Here is a 16,584-nt window from a genome sequence, read left to right as displayed (position 1 = left end):
GTTCCCCGCGCCCCTGAAGGGGCGCGGGGAACTGCGCGACAAGCCCCCACCCCAGCCCCCCGCCACACGTACCGGCAAGCTGTCGGCAAGGGGGCCGGTGGAGCGGGCGTAGCGTAGAGGGCATGACCAAGTACGGATCCTTCCCCGGTACGCGGCCGCGGCGGCTGCGTACCTCGCCCGCGATGCGGCGCATGGTCGCCGAGACCCGCCTGCACCCCGCCGACTTCATCCTCCCCGCGTTCGTGCGGGAGGGCGTGAGCGAGCCGGTGCCGATCGCGGCGATGCCCGGCGTCGTGCAGCACACGCGGGACAGCCTGAAGAAGGCGGCCGTGGAAGCGCTGGAGGCCGGGGTCTCCGGGATCATGCTGTTCGGCGTGCCGGAGGACGAGAAGAAGGACGCGGTCGGGACGCCGGGTACGGATCCGGACGGGATTCTGCAGCTCGCGATCCGCGATGTGCGCGCCGAGGTCGGCGACGAACTGCTGGTGATGTCCGACCTGTGTCTCGATGAGACGATCGATCACGGGCACTGCGGGGTCCTGGACGAGCACGGGCGCGTCGACAATGACGCGACCCTGGAGCGGTACGCCGAGATGGCTCAGGTCCAGGCCGACGCCGGTGCGCACATCGTCGGGCCCAGCGGCATGATGGACGGCCAGATCGGGGTCATCCGGGATGCCCTCGACCAGATCGGGCGTGAGGACGTCGCCATCCTCGCCTACACCGCCAAGTACTCCTCCGCCTTCTACGGCCCGTTCCGGGAGGCCGTCGCCTCCTCCCTGAAGGGCGACCGGAAGACGTATCAGCAGGATCCCGCCAACGCGCGGGAGTCCATGCGGGAGTTGGCCCTCGACCTGGAGGAGGGGGCCGACATGGTGATGGTCAAGCCGGCGGGTCCCTACCTGGACATCCTCGCGAAGGTCGCCGACTCGGTCGACGTGCCCGTCGCCGCGTACCAGATCTCCGGCGAGTACTCGATGATCGAGGCGGCCGCGGAGAAGGGCTGGATCGACCGGGACAAGGCGATCCTGGAGACCCTGACCGGCATCAAGCGGGCGGGTGCGCGGAACATCCTCACCTACTGGGCCACCGAAGTCGCGCAGAAGCTAGGACGCCAGTAGTTCCACCAGCCGTGAGAGGCCGTCGTCGGCGTACCCCTCGGCGATGGCCCGGTCCAGCAACTCGCGCATCGGCTCGAAGAGTTCGGTGCGCACGCCCTGGTCGGTGAAGGTGTGCAGGAGCCCGGGGAAGGCCGCCTGGCTCACGGCGAGACTGGAGACGTCGGTGAGGTGGCGGCCGGTGTCGACGGCGTCCGCCGTGTCGGGCACCAGGCCGTTCACCATCGCCGTCAGCCAGTTCTGCAGCAGGGGGGCCAACCCCCCGGCGGGGATGCCCTCCGAGCGGATCAGGGCGTAGGCCTGGGCCACCCCCGCGACCATCCCGTACATGCCCGTCAGCAGGGACAGGTCGTACAGCGCCGCCAGGCCCGGATCCGCGCCGGTCCAGCGGGTGCCGCCAAGGGCGGCGAGGGTGCTGCGGTGCTTCGCGTACGCCCGCTCGTCGCCGCTGTAGAGGACGTACGCCGCCGAGGTGGCGATCATCTGCGGTACGGCCATGATGCCGCCGTCCACGTACGCGATGCCGTGCTCCTCGGCCCAGGACGCCAGCTTCCTTGCCTGGACGGGCGTTCCGTTGGTGACGTTCACCAGGGTGCGGCCCGTGAGGGCGGTGGTGTGCGGGCGGAGGAGCTCGGTCACGTCGTCGTACGTCGTGAGGCAGACGAGAGTGAGGGGGCCCGCCGTGATGGCCTCGGCGGGGGTCCCGGCCGGGACGGCGCCCTGGGCGGTGAGGGGGCCCGTCTTGGACGGTGTGCGGTTCCAGACCGTCGTGGGGTGGCCCGCCTTCAGGAAGGCGGCGGCCAGGGCCGTGCCCATGCGGCCGAGGCCGAGGACGCCGACCGGGGGCTTGGCGTGATCGTCGGATGGTGTCGTCATGACGAACATGCTGGTCGGGCCCCCAACTCGCCACAAGTACCCACTTATTGGTCAGCTGCTGACCCTTTGGTAAGTGAGCCGCGGCAGCCCTCGGGCGCTCTCAGTAGGCCAGCGCGTCGTCCAGGCTCTGCTGCCAGTACGTCACCGTGAGCTTGTCGTCGACGTACACGCCCTTCGCGGGGAGCGCCGGCTGTGCGCTGCTGCCCTTGTCGAAGGCGACCGTGAGGGTCTTGGCCGTGTAGCCGTTCCCGCCGCTGCCGTCGCCGGCGGAGAGGAGTACGCCCGCGTAGCCCGACTCGCCGGGAGCGAGCGTGACGACCGCCTGGGGGTGGGTCTCCTCCGCGACCGGGGGGACCGCCTGGGCCTCGCCGAAGCGGGCGATGGGGTAGACGGTGAGGTCGCAGTTCTTCGAGCCGGTGTTGGTGACGGTGAGGAGGAGGTGGTTGAGGGGGCGGGTGACTTCGGTAGCGGTGGTCTTGGTGTTGGCGCCGTTGCAGGGGGTGTTGCGGGTGGTGCCGGCGCCGTTGGACGTGCCGGTGGATCCGCCGGTCGTGCCTCCGGTGCTCTTGGCCGTGGAGCCGCCCGTCGTGCCGCCGGTGTTCCCGGCCGGCTTCGCCGTCGAGCCCCCGGCGGGCGCCGACCGGCTCGGCTGAGTGGAGGGCTTGGACGCGGAGGACGGGCCCTCGTCCCGTACGCCCTTCCCGTTGTCGCACGCCGAGAGGGCGAGCGCGGCGAGCGCGACCGTCGTGGCGGCGAGGAGACGAGTGCGGGCGGTGCGTGCGGACATGGGTGATCCCCCTGTGTGGTGTGGCTGGTTGGAGTGGCCGCTCGACCGGTCGAGGAGAGCGGCGTGCTTGGATGACCCCAGCTTGTGCGGTGATCCGTCCCGGCCGCCACGGTTGCCGGGGTATTCGGGACGCCGGAATGTTCGCACGGGGTCTGACCTGGGGGAATGGCGTCCCCCTGGAACGCGGCCCGGGACACGGGGGATGGAGGAATGGTGGCGGGGGACGAGTTCGCGGAGCTGCTGCGGGAGCTGAAGGAGCGGTCCGGACTCAGTTACGGGGTGCTCGGCAAGCGGCTGCATGTGAGTGCGTCGACGCTTCACCGGTACGTCAACGGGGATGCCGTACCGACGGACTACGCGCCCGTGGAGCGGTTCGCCCGGTTGTGCAAGGCGACTCCGGAGGAGCTGGTGGAGCTTCACCGGAGGTGGGTGCAGGCCGATGTGCTGCGGGGGCGCAAGGGGGTGGAGATCCCGGAAACGGAGACTTCAGCCGCGGAGGCTCCGGCCACGGGCGCCCCCGATGCCGTACCGGAGCCGGAGCCGGAGCCGGAAGCCGGGGGCGGTGGGCGGCGGCGTACCGTCGCGCTCGCCGGCGCCGCTGTGGCTGCCGCCGTCGTGTCCGCCGCACTTGTCGTGAACCTTGTGCCCGGCAAGGGCGACGGCCGCGACGAGGCAAGGTCCGTGGGTGCCGCCGCGTCGCACACCCCCGGCCCGTCCGATGCCGGCGCCTCGTCCGGTGCGAAGCCCCCGTCTTCCTCGGTATCCGCTTCGCGCAGTGGCAGTCCCGAGGCGGCCGTCTCGCGGGGCAGTGGGGCCGATGTGCGGGACCGTGCCTCCGACGACGTGGCCTCCGAGGACGGCGCCACCGCACCGGCCGTCGCCACCAATCCGTATAAGTGGGACGGCCCGTGCAGCCAGCACTACCTGGTGAACCGCAAGGCCGCACAAGTGCCCCCGCCGCCGACCGAGTCGGACGCGCGCGGGTGGGTCACGGCGCTCGGCGGGGTCCCCGGCGGGGAGCAGATGGTCGCGCTGACGGTGCAGGGCACCGGGAAGGCCACCGTCGTACTGGAGGCGCTGCATGTGCGCGTGGTGGGCAAGGGCGCGCCGCTCGCCTGGAACGACTACGCGATGGGCGTCGGGTGCGGCGGTGGCGTGGAGACCGCCTCGTTCCACGTGGACCTCGACACGGGGCGGCCCGTGGCCACGCCCAAGGCCGGGCAGCGTGACTTCCCCTACAAGGTCAGCGAGTCCGATCCCGAGGTCTTCTACGTGTTCGCGGACGCGCGGGCGCACGACGTGAGCTGGTATCTGGAGCTGGACTGGTCCAGCGGGGACCGGCACGGGACGGTGCGGATCGACGACAAGGGGAAGGCGTTCCGCACGAGCGGCAACACGGGGCGGCCGGCGTACGACTATCCGCTGGGCGGGAGCGAGTGGGAGACGGCTCCCGCCGGCTAGGGCCGGGCCCCGCGTCTTCGACATGATCCGCCGGACGGCCCTGGGTCGCGGTCCCGGACGTGCTCTGTCACCGTCGTGCCACAGACCCCCCAACGAGTGAACCCCCGAAGCCCGCACTGCGCTCTGAAGCGACGAGTGCCGATGAGAGACAGGCACCTGAACTTCTACTTCGGGGGATTTCATGCAGAACGGGACGCAGCACCGGACGGGTATCCGCAGAGCCGCTCTGGCGATGGTGACCGCGTCGGCGGCCACCCTGCTCATGACCGCGTGTCAGCCGGGCGGGAACGGGGCCGGGTCGGCCGCTTCGCCGTCGGGCGTACCGGCCAAGCCGGCGGCCTCCTCCGGCGCCCCGACTTCCGCGGCGTCGCGACCCGCCGGCACGGACTCGTCGACGCGGCCCGCGGGGAGCGCCTCTCCCTCGGCCGCCGGCTCGGCGTCCGCGTCCGCCAAGACGTGTGCCGCGTCCGACCTGGAGGCGTCGATGCACCAGGCCGAAGTCCGGCCGGAGGGCACCGGGACCGGAGCGGCGATCGTCGAGTTCACCAATGTGTCCGGCAAGCCGTGCCTCGTCCAGGGCCATCCGACGGTGGCGGGGGCGGGCAACGGCTCCCCGGAGAAGAACCGACCGCTCAAGGTGACCCCGTCGGGCTCCGCGTCCAAGGTGCTGGTCGCACCTGGCGGCAAGGCATGGACGAAGCTGACGTTCATTCAGGTCCAGGGCGAGGCCGACGGCTACTGCGTGTCCGGATCCACGCCGGTCACCTATCCGACCCTGGTGGTGGGTCTCCCGGCCGCCGGGTCGCACCAAGTCGCCCTCGACGACGGCGTCCTGGCCGAGTGCGACGACAAGGTGACCGTCACCGCCGTATCCGCGACGAAGCCCTCCTGACGCCCTGGGCGCTGTCAAGTCCCCTGGACAGTTGGGTTGTTGCCCGTTGAATAACCTCACTCTCCAGGGAGAGGCTTTGTGCCCGGTGACAGTGCCTGGCCATCGGCAACGGTCACCGCGACATCAATGTCAACGACCTCACGTACGCGGACATCGACGTGTGCGCCGCCACGGCCGTCAAGCCCTGGGAGCACCCTGCGTCGCGTGCCGCGTCCGTATCGCGGAATTGACCGGTGTAGAGGGCAGCTACCCTCCTAGGCTGCCCGCACGAAGTAGCCGCACAGAAGGAGCCGCGTCGTGACCGTTGCCGAGCATGTCGATGTCGTGAGCGCCGGCTCGCCCGTGCCCCCGCTCGCCGCACGGGTCGCCGAGGTCGGTGGGTCACCGGTGCGGGACATTCTCGCGGTCACGGCACGGCCCGAGGTGATCAACTTCGCGGGCGGGCTGCCCGCGCCGGAGCTGTTCGACGCGGAGGGGATCGCCGCCGCGTTCCGGGACGTGCTGGCGGAGGTGCCCGAGCGGGCGCTGCAGTACGCGACGACCGAGGGAGAGCCCGGGCTGCGGGCCGCGCTCGCCGAGCGCACGAGCCGGCGCGGTCTGACGACCGAGGCCGACGAGATACTCGTGACCACCGGGTCGCAGCAGGCGCTGTCCCTGCTGGCCACCGCGTTGCTCGAACCCGGCGACGCCGTGCTCGTCGAAGAGCCCTGCTATCTGGCGGCACTTCAGGCGTTCCGGTTCGCGGGAGCCCGGGTGATCGCCGTGCCGGGCGACGCGGACGGCATCGATCCGCGAGCACTGGAAGAACTGGTGGTACGAGAGCGCCCCAAGCTGCTCTACACCGTGCCGACCTTCCAGAACCCGACCGGCCGGACCATGGCAGCCGAGCGGCGGGCCGCCATCGCCTCCGTGGCCGCGCGGCGCGGGCTGTGGATCGTCGAGGACGATCCGTACGGAGAGCTCCGCTTCGAGGGCGAGCGGGTGCCGTGGATCGCCTCGTACGACGGCGCCGGGGACCGGACTGTGCTCCTCGGGTCGTTCTCGAAGGTGATGGCGCCCGGGATGCGGCTCGGCTGGCTGCGCGCGCCCGCCGCGCTGCGCCGGGCCTGTGCCGTCGCCAAGCAGGCCGCCGACCTGCACACCCCGACCGTCAACCAGCTCGCCGCCGCACGCTACCTGGCCGACCGGGACCTGGACGCCCATGTGGCCCGGGTCGCGGGCGTCTACCGCGAGCGGCGCGACGCCATGCTCGCCGGCATCGCCGACGCCCTTCCGGCCGGGTCCACTTGGACCCGGCCCGAGGGCGGCATGTTCCTCTGGGCCCGGCTGCCCGAGTCGTACGACACCACGGCCCTGCTGCCACGCGTAGTGGAGCAGGACGTGGCGTATGTGCCCGGGGCGCCGTTCTACGCGGGTGAGCCCGACCCCGCGACCCTGCGGCTCTGCTTCGTCACGCAGACCCCGGAGGAGATCGGGGAGGGTCTGCGGCGGCTGGGGAGGGGACTGCGCGGCTAGGCGTTGGAGTGCATACCCTCATGGTCGCCCAGCCCCTCTTGGCCCGTCATCCCGTCAGGGCCGTCCGGTCTCAGGGGCGCTGGCCCAGCCTGTCCACCACCGCCGCCTTCACAAGGCCCTTGACCTCCACGGACTTCGCCTTCCCGTCCTTGATGCCCTCCTGGCGCATGCCCAGGTAGGCGTAGGTCTCCCGGTCGAAGACGAGACCGAAGGACGCCTTGGGGTAGGAGATCCCGATCCCGTGTCGGCCGAGCGCGTCCACGTCGTCGTCCAGCTTGATGCCGGGCAGCTTCGCGACGGCCTCGAACGCGGCGGCCTGCAGCCCGGGCGGCATGACGCGCGGACCGCGCATCAGCAGGCAGGCGTCCGTGTACGCGATCTGGTCGGTGAGGGCATTGCTGTCGTGAGCGTGCCTGAGCCACTTGAGGAGCTCGTCCGGGTCGGCAGTACGTCCCGGTAGCGGGCCGGCAGCTTGGCGAGCGCGCCCGCCAGTGCGCCGCGGGCGCTCTCGGCGCTGACCCGGGCGGCCACCCGCTCCGCCACCGGCTCGCCGCCGCCGCCCTCGCCCGGAGCCGTGGAGGCGATCCGCGACAGCGCCCGGAGACGGCGTGCCACGGCCCGCCGGTGCTCACCGACGAGGTTGGTGACGATCCCGTACAGCCAAGGGCGCGCCTGCGGCCGCGACAGGTCGTAGCGGCGGCGCCGCTGGAAGGCGATCACGAAGGTCTCGGCCATCAGGTCGTCGGCCGCCTCCGTGCCGAGCCGCCTGGCCGCGTACCGGTGAATGTCGTCGGCGTAGCGGTTGAACAGCACGGCGAACGCGTCGGGCTCATCCCAGGACCGTTCGATCACCGAGGCGTCGGAGTCGGCATCCTCGTCCGTGCGCAGGGCACGGTGGACTCCGACGCTCGGTGAGGCGGTCACTGGTCGCCTCTTGGGCTCATGGATTTCCCTCGAAGGCGCGGGCATGGTCGCCTGTTGTTGGCCGATGCCCGCGATCGAGTTCCCGTTCCGCGATTCCCGCGCTCCGGAGGGGACTCAGTCCCACCAGAAGGACCACACCTGCTTGCCGAGCAGTTCGTGTGCGGCGTACGCGCGGAGCGTCTCGTGGTCGCCCTGGGTGATGTTGTCCGGGCAGAAGGCGAAGTGCTCGGCGGCGACGGCCTCGGCCTCGCTCATGGTGGTGGGCGGGGCGGCCACGGACAGCACGAGCTGGTCGAAGGTGAGGGCCACGACGCGTATGCCGAAGCGGTCCTCCCAGGAGCGCAGGACGGCGCAGAGGCGCGCCACGTCGCCCTCGTAGTTCACGGGGCCGGACCAGCCGATCGCCGCCGGGACGTCGGCGCTGCGGCGCGCCGGAACGAGCGCCAGGCGGGGCTCCTTCAGCCAAGTGCCGCTGTCCGCGAGGGAGTCGACGACCTCGGCGGCGCGGGCGTCGGGGTCAGCGTCCCGCCCGATGGTGGGTGCGAGGCCCGGCCACTCGGATCCGTACGGCGCGACCGTCTCCTCGTACGCGTGCGGCTCGCCGAAGAGCTCGACGACCGTCTCCTTGCCGGGGTAGTCCTCCTGCGGGTCGGGTGCGTCCTGGGCGTACTCCTCCCAGTACTCCGCGAGCACCTCCTCGGCGTCGTGATCCCCGGGATACGACACCTCGCTGGGCATCAACTCCCAGTCCTCCGGACCGCCTTGGCTGCCGCCGATGTCTATGAGCAGCGGCAGCAGGCCCGACGTCCGCCGGGCGGGCTCCAGTGCCGCCCAGCCGCCGGGGGCCGCCGGCCCGTCGGCATGCCACAGCAACGGCTCGTGCCACGGATCCTCGTCCGTCGCGTCGATCAGTCTCCCGGGCGGGAGCTCAAGCCCGAGCGAGCGGCCGCTCGGGTCGGCCGCCAGCTGCGGCAGCGGGTTGGGAAGAGTCGCCATGCCGCCGACTGTAGGGGCAGGCACTGACAGAGGCGTGCGTGGGCCGCCATGCCTCCCCCGTGCGGCATGGCGGCCGCTCCCCCCGGGGCCCATAATTCGTGGGTTCGGAGGTACACGCGATGGTTTCGGCTCTGGCCGAACCGTGCCGAGGCGGGTGGTGGCGGAATGCTGCGGGTGCACTTCACGGCCGATGACCTGTTACGCGTGTCGTTCGCGCCCGAACCCGCCCCGCTGATGGAACTCGGCTTCGCCGTAGCCGTCTTGCGGCGACACGACACTCCCGCCGTCCTCAGGCGCTGGCAGCACCGCGCCCACGCGGCCTTCCCGGACGAGGCCAGGCCCCTGCTCGACCTCATTCCGCCCTCCGCCAGGAGCCCCCTGTTCCTCGACCCCCTCGGCTCTGGTCTGGAGGACGGCCTCGACACCGTCCTCCGCACCCCGCCCGACCGTGTCCGCGCCGAACTGGACCGCCGTGTACCGGACGTCCTCGCCTCCACCCCCTGGCTGCGCCGGCTCGCCGACGCTGACCGCGAGGCCTGGACCGACCTCGAACGCGCCCTGCGCAGCGCGTACGGCAGCCTGCTGGCGGAGGCATGGCCGACCGTCCGGGCCGCCTTCGACGCGGAACGGGCGTGGAGGACCAAGCTGTTGGGCCAGTACGGCATCCGCACCACCCTGGCCGGGCTGTGGCCCGGCGGGCGGTGGGAGGGGACGGTGCTGGTGTACGACGAGGTGGGCGGCCGGGGTGCGACGGTGGACGCGGTCCTGTCCGGGCGCGGGCTCGTCCTGCACCCGTCCACCCTGTGGACCGGACGCCCGATGATCTCCCGGCACGAGGACGCCCCGGGCATCCTGCTCTACCCGGCGGCGGCCCCGCTACCGCTGCACGAGCAGCGCGCGGCCGTCTCCGACGGGGCGCGAGGAGGCCCGCTCGGCGCGCTCCTCGGCCGCACGCGCGCCGCCGCCCTGGAACTCCTTGTACGCCAGCGCACGACCAGCGACCTCGCCCGCGAGCTCGACATCAGCAAGTCCTCGGCGTCGGAGCACGCGAAAGCGTTGCGGGACGCCCGCCTGATCACAACTCAACGGGAGGGCAAGGCCGTTTGGCACGAGTGCACGCCGTTGGGGCTGGAGCTGCTGACGGGGGCGGGGACGGAGACCGTCACCTCGTGGCGGTGAAGGCGGCCCAGGCGGTGCGCTCCATGCGGGCCGCCGTCCTGGTCGCGATCTCGTCCTCGTCGTACGCCGGTACGCGCTCGCCCAGGACCGTGCGGGCGTATGGCTCGGTCTGCAGCAGGCCGGGGATGACCACGGCGTCGTACCAGGGCAGGGCCACCGCCTCGCGCTCGTGCACCATGTACTGCTCGGCGAAGAGCGGGAACTGGTCGAACTCGGCTCGCGACCAACGCGCTGCTGCACGGGGTGCCGCCCGGGCGCGGGTTTCTGCTGTTCCTGCGGTACGAGGGGGACGTGGTGAGGGTGGAGGTGCACGACAGCGGGCCCGGGACCCCGCGCATCGCGGACGACGCGGACGAGGGCGGGCGCGGGCTGCTGCTCGTGGCGGCGCTCAGTGACAAGTGGGGCGTGGAGGAGCGGAGGCTGGGGAAGTCGGTGTGGTGCGAGTTCGCGGGTGGGGCGGCCTCGGTACGTGAAGGACTTGTCGACTCGGACGCGATCAACTCCCTCCAGGAGCTAGGTTGTTGGGCCTTCAGAGACGGGACTCTTCAGGGGGACGCTGTATGCCCGGTGACGCTCTCGGCCAGGACGCCGCTGTACTGCGATGGAGGATCGACACCACGAAGGCCCACCCGGCACGGGTCTACGACGCCCTCCTCGGGGGCCGCGACCACTACCCGGTCGACCGTGTCGCGGCCGCCGCCGCGCTCGCCGCGAACCCGCGGGGTTACCTCGACGTCCGGCACAACCGGGATTTCCTGCGCCGCGCAGTGACCGCGCTGGCGGAGGAGGGCATCCGGCAGTTCTTGGACATCGGCACGGGTCTGCCGACACAGGACAACGTCCACCGGACCGCCCAGCGCATCGCGCCGGACTCACGGGTCGTGTACGTCGACAACGACCCCGTCGTCATGGCCCAGGCGTGCGCCATGCTCACCAGCGAGCCCGCGGGGCGGACGGACTACCTCGACGCGGATCTCAGACAGCCCGCCCAGATCCTCGAACAGGCCGCCAAGACCCTCGACTTCGACCAGCCCGTCGCCCTTGTGCTCGGGGCGGTGCTCCACTTCGTCGAGGACGCGGAGGCGTACCCGGTCGTCCGCGAGCTCCTCGACGCGTTGCCGTCCGGCGGCCGGCTCGTCCTCAGCCACCTCACGGCGGACGTCAACCCCGAGAACATCGGCAGGGTCGCCCAGACCTTCCGCGAGCGCGGCTTCACCTTCGTGCTGCGCTCCAAGGCGGACGTCGAGCGCTTCTTCGCAGACAACGGCCTGGTGTTGGACGACCCGGGTGTCGTGCTCGGTCACCGCTGGCGCCCGGACGGCAACGGCCCCGTCCCGGAGACGGCCGACCCCGCCTACCTCGCCACCCTCGACGACATAGAGAAGATCCGCTTCCGTGACATCAACGACGCCACGGACGCGGACATCAACTTCTATACCGCCACGGGCCGCAAGGGCTGATCGCAGACGATCAGAGCCGCTCGGGCGTCCTGATGCCCAGCAGGGCCATGCCCTGGTGCAGGGTGCGGGCCGTGAGGTCGACGAGGAACAGGCGGTTCTCGACGACCTCCGTCGGGTTGTCGTCGCTCAGCACCTGGCACTTGTCGTAGAACGAGGTCAGGAGGGACGCCAGCTGGTAGAGGTACGCCGCCAGCTTGTGCGGGGCGTACTCGGCGGCGACCTCCGCGATCGTCTCCGCGAAGCGGTCCAGGTGCAGGCCCAACTCCCGCTCGGCCGAGGCGAGTTCGAGCTCCGGGTGGGCGACCGGGCGCGCCTCCCCCGCCTTGCGCAGGATCGACTGGATACGGGCGTACGCGTACTGGAGGTACACGGACGTGTCGCCGTTCAGCGAGACCATCTGGTCCAGGTCGAACTTGTAGTCCCGTACCGCGGACGTGGACAGGTCGGCGTACTTCACGGCGCCGATTCCGACGTAGCGACCGTTCTCGACGATCTCCTGCTCGCCCAGGCCCACCTTCTCGGCCTTCTCGCGGACAACCGTCGTGGCACGCTCGATCGCCTCGTCCAGCAGATCCACCAGCCGTACCGTCTCGCCCTCACGCGTCTTGAACGGCTTGCCGTCCTTGCCGAGGACCGTGCCGAAGGCGAGCTGGTGCGCCTTCACGTCGTCGTTCAGCCAGCCCGCCCTGCGCGCGGTCTCGAAGACCATCTTGAAGTGCAGGGACTGGCGGGCGTCCACCACGTACAGGAGCGTCGAGGCCTTCAGGTTGAAGACGCGGTCCCGGATCGCGGAGAGGTCCGTCGCCGCGTAGCCGTAGCCGCCGTCCGACTTCTTCACGATCAGCGGGACCGGGTTGCCGTCCGGGCCCTTGACGTCGTCGAAGAACACGCACAGCGCGCCGTCGGAGCGCACCGCCACGCCCGACTCCTCCAGGAGGCGGCACGTCTCGTCCAGCATGTCGTTGTAACCGGACTCGCCGACCACGTCCGCATCGCGGATCTGCATGTCCAGCTTGTCGAAGACCGAGTTGAAGTAGATCTTCGACTCGTCCACGAACACCTGCCAGAGCGCGATCGTCTCGGGGTCGCCCGCCTGGAGGTCCACCACCCGGCGCCGCGCCCGCGTCTTGAACTCCTCGTCGGAGTCGAAGACGGCCCGCGCGGCCTTGTACAGCCGGTTCAGGTTCGACATGGCCTCCTCGCCGGAGACCTCGCCGCCCTTGTGGTCCAGCTCGTGCGGGTGCTCGATCAGGTACTGGATGAGCATGCCGAACTGGGTGCCCCAGTCGCCGATGTGGTGGCGCCGGACGACGGACTCGCCGGTGAACTCCAGGATCTGGACCACCGCGTCGCCGATCACCGCCGACCGCAGGTGACCTACGTGCATCTCCTTCGCCACGTTCGGCTGCGCGTAGTCGATCACCGTCGTGCCCGGGTGCTCCGCGAACGGCACGCCGAGGCGCTCGCCGTCCGCGTACCGCGCCGCCAGGTTCTCGGTGATCGCCTTGTCGGTGATCGTGATGTTCAGGAAGCCGGGCCCGGAGACCTCGACATCCTTGATCACGTCGCCTGAGGTGATCCGCTCGACGACCTGCGTCGCCAGGTCCCGCGGGTTCGCCTTCGCCTTCTTCGCGAGGGCCAGGATCCCGTTGGCCTGGAAGTCGGCCCGGTCGCTTCGTCGCAGCAGCGGGTCCGCGGAACCGGCCTCCGGCAGGGCTGCCGAGAGGGCGTCCGCGAGGCGCTGGTGGACGGAAGCGGTGAGGGACGTGACCGAGGCCATGGAGTGGGTGCCGTTCTCCTCGAAGGATTCAGATAGACCTGGCCAGTATCCCATGGGGGGACAAGCGAATTTCGCGCTCCGTGTCCGGCCGTGCGTCGTGCGCCAACTGCCGTCGAGGGCGGCGGGCCGTGCCGGCCGCGGCCGCGGGTGCGTGGGGGCCGACCCGCGGAGTGGCCAGGGGGCTGTGAAAAGCCGTTTTCGCGCTTCCCGACCTAGCTGGGAGAATGGTGCCGTCAGCCGTACTGGCGTATCAGAAAGAAGGACGTGCCGATCGTGGCTCAGAGCACCGAGACCACCGACTGGGTCTCCCGTTACGCGGATGAGGTCATCGAGGAGTCGGAGCGTCGGGCCCCGGGCAAACCCGTCGTCGTCGCGTCCGGGCTCTCCCCCTCAGGCCCCATCCACCTGGGGAATCTCCGGGAGGTCATGACGCCGCATCTCGTGGCGGACGAGATCCGGCGACGTGGGTACACCGTGCGCCATCTGCTCTCCTGGGACGACTACGACCGCTACCGCAAGGTGCCGGCCGGAGTCCCCGGCATCGACGAGTCCTGGGCCGAGCACATCGGCAAGCCGCTGACCTCCGTGCCGGCCCCGAAGGGCTCGGAGTACCCGAACTGGGCCGAGCACTTCAAGGCCGCGATGATCAAGTCGCTGGCCGAGCTCGGCGTCGAGTACGACGGGATCAGCCAGACCGAGCAGTACACCTCGGGTGCCTATCGCGAGCAGGTCCTTTTCGCGATGAAGCACCGCGGTGACATCGACGCGGTCCTCGACCAGTACCGGACCAAGAAGGCCCCGGCCAAGAAGCAGGGCCAGAAGCAGGTGGACGAGGCCGAGCTCGAAGCCGCCGAAGGGTCCGGGGCAGCCGCCGAGGACGACGGCAGCTCGGCCGCCGGGTACTACCCGTACAAGCCCTACTGCGGGCAGTGCGAGAAGGACCTGACGACGGTCACGGCGTACGACGACGAGACGACCGAGCTGACGTACACCTGCTCCGCCTGCGGGTTCTCCGAGACCGTGCGGCTGAGCGAGTTCAACCGCGGCAAGCTGGTCTGGAAGGTCGACTGGCCGATGCGCTGGGCCTACGAAGGCGTGATCTTCGAGCCGAGCGGTGTCGACCACTCGTCCCCGGGGTCCAGCTTCCAGGTCGGCGGGCAGATCGTCGGGATCTTCGGCGGGAAGCAGCCGATCGGCCCGATGTACGCCTTCGTCGGCATCAGCGGCATGGCCAAGATGTCCAGCAGCAAGGGCGGGGTGCCGACCCCGGCCGACGCGCTCCAGATCATGGAGCCGCAGCTGCTGCGCTGGCTGTACGCCCGCCGTCGGCCCAACCAGTCGTTCAAGATCGCCTTCGACCAGGAGATCCAGCGGCTGTACGACGAGTGGGACAAGCTGGCGGGCAAGGTGGCGGACGGGGCGGTCCTTCCGGCCGACGCTGCCGCGTACGCGCGCGCGGTGGGCACCGCCGCCGGGGAACTGCACAAGACCCCCCGGCCGATGCCGTACCGCACCCTCGCCTCGGTCGCCGACATCACCGCCGGCCACCAGGACCAGGCCCTGCGGATCCTGAGCGAGCTCGACCCCGAGAACCCGCTCACCTCGCTCGACGAGGTCCGGCCCCGGCTCGACAAGGCCGAGACCTGGATCAACACGCAGGTTCCGGCCGAGGAGCGCACCGTCGTGCGCGACGAGCCCGACGTGGAGCTCCTGAAGTCGCTCGACGACCAGGGCCGCGAGTCGCTGCGGCTGCTCCTTGAGGGCCTGGAGGCGAACTGGTCCCTGGACGGCCTCACCCACCTCGTCTACGGCGTCCCCAAGGTCCAGGCCGGCTTCTCCGCCGACGCCACCGCCAAGGAGCTGCCGCCGGAGATCAAGGTGGCTCAGCGCACGTTCTTCGCGCTGCTGTACCACCTGCTGGTCGGGCGTGACACCGGGCCGCGGCTGCCCACGCTGCTGCTGGCCGTGGGGCAGGACCGGGTGCGCAAGCTGCTGGGCGCGTAGCGGTTTCGGCTGTACGACGGAGGGGGCTCCCGGTGATCACCGGGAGCCCCCTCCGTCGTACGTGCTGATGTGCCTACGCGATGTGGTCCTCCTCCAGTTCCGCGTTGAAGCGGTTCTGGAAGCGGGTCATGTAGCGCCTCAGCTCGCTGTCGGTGAGGGTGATGTTGTAGGTGGCCTCGACGTTGTTGCCGAACTCACCCTTCGTGGGCAGGCCCTGACCGTTTATCGACTGGCGGAACACCTGGTAGAAGCTCTCCTCGCGGGTCTTCTCGTCGGCCAGCGGGGACTGCTCCTCCCTCGGGGCCGGGATGGGGAGCTGCTCCGGCTCGGGGGCGCCGCCCTCGCCCAGCTGCCGGGTGCGGCCGGGGCCCGCCGGGATGGGGAAGCTGCCCGTCTCCTCCGGGCCGGGCTCGTACGCCTGCGCCTGCTGCTCCTCGTACCACTGCTGGTACTGCTCCTCGGGGGCGTACGCGGGGTCGTAGCCGCCCTCGTAGACGATCTCCTGGGGGGTCTGGGCCTGGAACCAGGGGCTCGACTCCGGCTGTTCCTGTTGCGGCTCCTGCGCATACTGCTGCTGGTCGTACTGCTGTTGGGCCTGTACGTATTGCAGGTACTCGAGGCTCTGGTCGGCGTCGGGGGCAGGGCGCTGCTCGCTTTGAGGTGCCGGTCCATTCGGGACGGGCGCCACCCCGGCGGCACGATCGCCCGCAGCCGTGTCGGCCACAGCCTCCAGCTCCGGCTGCTGCTGCACCGGCGGCAGCAGTGCCGGTTCGATGCCCGCTGCCGCCAAACCCGACGGGGCCGTCTCCGCGAGCGGGACGCCGTACCGGGCGAGCCGCAGCGGCATCAGGCTCTCCACCGGGGCCTTGCGGCGCCACGCGCGGCCGAAGCGGGAGCGCAGGCGGGCCTGGTAGACGAGGCGTTCCTGCTCCAGCTTGATGACCTGCTCGTAGGAGCGCAGTTCCCACAGCTTCATGCGGCGCCAGAGGAGGAAGGTGGGGACGGGGGAGAGCAGCCAGCGGGTGAGGCGGACGCCCTCCATGTGCTTGTCGGCGGTGATGTCCGCGATGCGGCCGATCGCGTGCCGCGCCGCCTCGACCGAGACGACGAACAGCACCGGGATGACGGCGTGCATGCCGACGCCCAGCGGGTCCGGCCAGGCCGCCGCGCCGTTGAAGGCGATCGTCGCCGCCGTCAGCAGCCATGCCGTCTGACGCAGGAGGGGGAAGGGGATCCTGATCCAGGTCAGGAGCAGGTCCAGGGCGAGCAGGACGCAGATGCCCGCGTCGATGCCGATCGGGAAGACGTACGCGAAGTTCCCGAAGCCCTTCTTGAGGGCGAGCTCGCGGACGGCGGCGTACGAACCGGCGAAGCCGATACCGGCGATGATGACCGCACCGGTGACGACCACGCCGATGAGTATCCGGTGCAGACGTGTGAGCTGAATGGGCGCGGCCACCCGTACTCCCCTCCCCTTGCGTGTTGTTGCGCGCAACAGGGTGGCACATGTGTGTGTCGCACGGGCGCGCGGTATGGAAGGAGCCCGGTTCCCGCGGGGCCGGGCTCCTGCAAATGGCCTGGTGGGGCTACGA

Annotated in this window: 15 protein-coding genes and 1 pseudogene; 8 read left to right on the top strand and 8 right to left on the bottom strand. The window is 70.8% G+C overall.

Annotation, left to right across the window (positions count from 1 at the left end; all coding sequences use genetic code 11):
• The first annotated feature begins 122 nt into the window (after positions 1–122).
• On the top strand, positions 123–1,121 hold the full coding sequence (gene hemB / locus ACZ4RZ_RS31685; RefSeq protein WP_467749767.1) for a porphobilinogen synthase: 999 nt from the start codon (positions 123–125) through the stop codon (positions 1,119–1,121).
• Here hemB and ACZ4RZ_RS31680 read toward each other — a convergent pair.
• Together ACZ4RZ_RS31680 and ACZ4RZ_RS31675 are read right to left on the bottom strand one after the other, a co-directional pair.
• On the bottom strand, positions 1,107–1,994 hold the full coding sequence (locus tag ACZ4RZ_RS31680) for an NAD(P)-dependent oxidoreductase (RefSeq protein ID WP_467749765.1): 888 nt from the start codon (positions 1,992–1,994) through the stop codon (positions 1,107–1,109). The genes hemB and ACZ4RZ_RS31680 overlap by 15 nt on opposite strands.
• Positions 1,995–2,094: 100 nt before the next feature.
• Entirely contained in the window at positions 2,095–2,781 is a 687-nt protein-coding gene (locus ACZ4RZ_RS31675; protein WP_467749763.1) for a DUF4232 domain-containing protein, read from the bottom strand.
• A 165-nt stretch (positions 2,782–2,946) separates the two neighbouring features.
• On the opposite strand from ACZ4RZ_RS31675, the gene ACZ4RZ_RS31670 reads away from it, so the two are divergent.
• The 3 genes from ACZ4RZ_RS31670 (at position 2,947) to ACZ4RZ_RS31660 (ending at position 6,649) form a co-directional block, all read left to right on the top strand.
• Positions 2,947–4,242, top strand: coding sequence for a helix-turn-helix domain-containing protein (locus tag ACZ4RZ_RS31670; protein WP_467749761.1), 1,296 nt, complete (start codon positions 2,947–2,949; stop codon positions 4,240–4,242).
• Between the two features lie 181 nt (positions 4,243–4,423).
• Positions 4,424–5,134: a DUF4232 domain-containing protein gene (locus ACZ4RZ_RS31665; protein ID WP_467749760.1), complete on the top strand. Its 711-nt coding sequence runs from the start codon at positions 4,424–4,426 to the stop codon at positions 5,132–5,134.
• A gap of 297 nt (positions 5,135–5,431) precedes the next feature.
• Entirely contained in the window at positions 5,432–6,649 is a 1,218-nt protein-coding gene (locus ACZ4RZ_RS31660) for an aminotransferase-like domain-containing protein (RefSeq protein ID WP_467749758.1), read from the top strand.
• Between the two features lie 70 nt (positions 6,650–6,719).
• Here ACZ4RZ_RS31660 and ACZ4RZ_RS31655 read toward each other — a convergent pair whose 3' ends face one another.
• From ACZ4RZ_RS31655 to ACZ4RZ_RS31645, 3 genes are all read right to left on the bottom strand, one after another.
• Positions 6,720–7,001, bottom strand: coding sequence for a hypothetical protein (locus ACZ4RZ_RS31655; RefSeq protein WP_467749756.1), 282 nt, complete (start codon positions 6,999–7,001; stop codon positions 6,720–6,722).
• The gene (locus ACZ4RZ_RS31650) at positions 7,001–7,573 is read right to left on the bottom strand and encodes an RNA polymerase sigma factor (protein WP_467749754.1); all 573 of its coding nucleotides are present in this window, start codon (positions 7,571–7,573) and stop codon (positions 7,001–7,003) included. Before ACZ4RZ_RS31650 ends, ACZ4RZ_RS31655 begins: the two co-directional genes overlap by 1 nt.
• A 114-nt stretch (positions 7,574–7,687) precedes the next feature.
• Complete coding sequence (locus ACZ4RZ_RS31645; RefSeq protein WP_467749752.1) at positions 7,688–8,569, bottom strand: DUF4253 domain-containing protein; 882 nt, start codon at positions 8,567–8,569, stop codon at positions 7,688–7,690.
• Positions 8,570–8,773: 204 nt separating this feature from the next.
• Between ACZ4RZ_RS31645 and ACZ4RZ_RS31640 the strand changes: the two genes are divergently transcribed.
• Positions 8,774–9,748 (top strand): ArsR/SmtB family transcription factor, encoded by a 975-nt coding sequence (locus tag ACZ4RZ_RS31640; protein WP_467749751.1) that lies wholly within the window; start codon positions 8,774–8,776, stop codon positions 9,746–9,748.
• Here ACZ4RZ_RS31640 and ACZ4RZ_RS31635 read toward each other — a convergent pair.
• Positions 9,732–9,926, bottom strand: coding sequence for a Scr1 family TA system antitoxin-like transcriptional regulator (locus ACZ4RZ_RS31635; protein ID WP_467749749.1), 195 nt, complete (start codon positions 9,924–9,926; stop codon positions 9,732–9,734). The two genes, ACZ4RZ_RS31640 and ACZ4RZ_RS31635, sit on opposite strands and share 17 nt — an antisense overlap.
• A 32-nt stretch (positions 9,927–9,958) precedes the next feature.
• On the opposite strand from ACZ4RZ_RS31635, the pseudogene ACZ4RZ_RS31630 reads away from it, so the two are divergent.
• Positions 9,959–10,195 (top strand): annotated as a pseudogene (locus tag ACZ4RZ_RS31630) (ATP-binding protein); the annotation flags it as partial.
• Between the two features lie 113 nt (positions 10,196–10,308).
• The gene (locus ACZ4RZ_RS31625) at positions 10,309–11,208 is read left to right on the top strand and encodes an SAM-dependent methyltransferase (protein WP_467749748.1); all 900 of its coding nucleotides are present in this window, start codon (positions 10,309–10,311) and stop codon (positions 11,206–11,208) included.
• Between the two features lie 10 nt (positions 11,209–11,218).
• Here the strand turns inward: ACZ4RZ_RS31625 and argS are convergent, their stop codons facing one another.
• Positions 11,219–12,988, bottom strand: a complete 1,770-nt coding sequence (gene argS / locus ACZ4RZ_RS31620) for an arginine--tRNA ligase (protein ID WP_467749814.1) — start codon at positions 12,986–12,988, stop codon at positions 11,219–11,221.
• A gap of 264 nt (positions 12,989–13,252) precedes the next feature.
• Here argS and lysS point away from each other — a divergent pair, with 264 nt between their 5' ends.
• Positions 13,253–14,992: a lysine--tRNA ligase gene (gene lysS / locus ACZ4RZ_RS31615; protein ID WP_467749746.1), complete on the top strand. Its 1,740-nt coding sequence runs from the start codon at positions 13,253–13,255 to the stop codon at positions 14,990–14,992.
• Between the two features lie 73 nt (positions 14,993–15,065).
• Here lysS and ACZ4RZ_RS31610 read toward each other — a convergent pair whose 3' ends face one another.
• Positions 15,066–16,451, bottom strand: a complete 1,386-nt coding sequence (locus ACZ4RZ_RS31610) for a DUF2637 domain-containing protein (protein WP_467749745.1) — start codon at positions 16,449–16,451, stop codon at positions 15,066–15,068.
• Positions 16,452–16,584 lie beyond the last annotated feature (133 nt).

This window comes from Streptomyces sp. NPDC027189 (assembly GCF_055566975.1).
The sequence above is the reverse complement of the archived record's forward strand: the minus strand, read 5'-3'. Positions and strand labels throughout refer to the sequence as shown.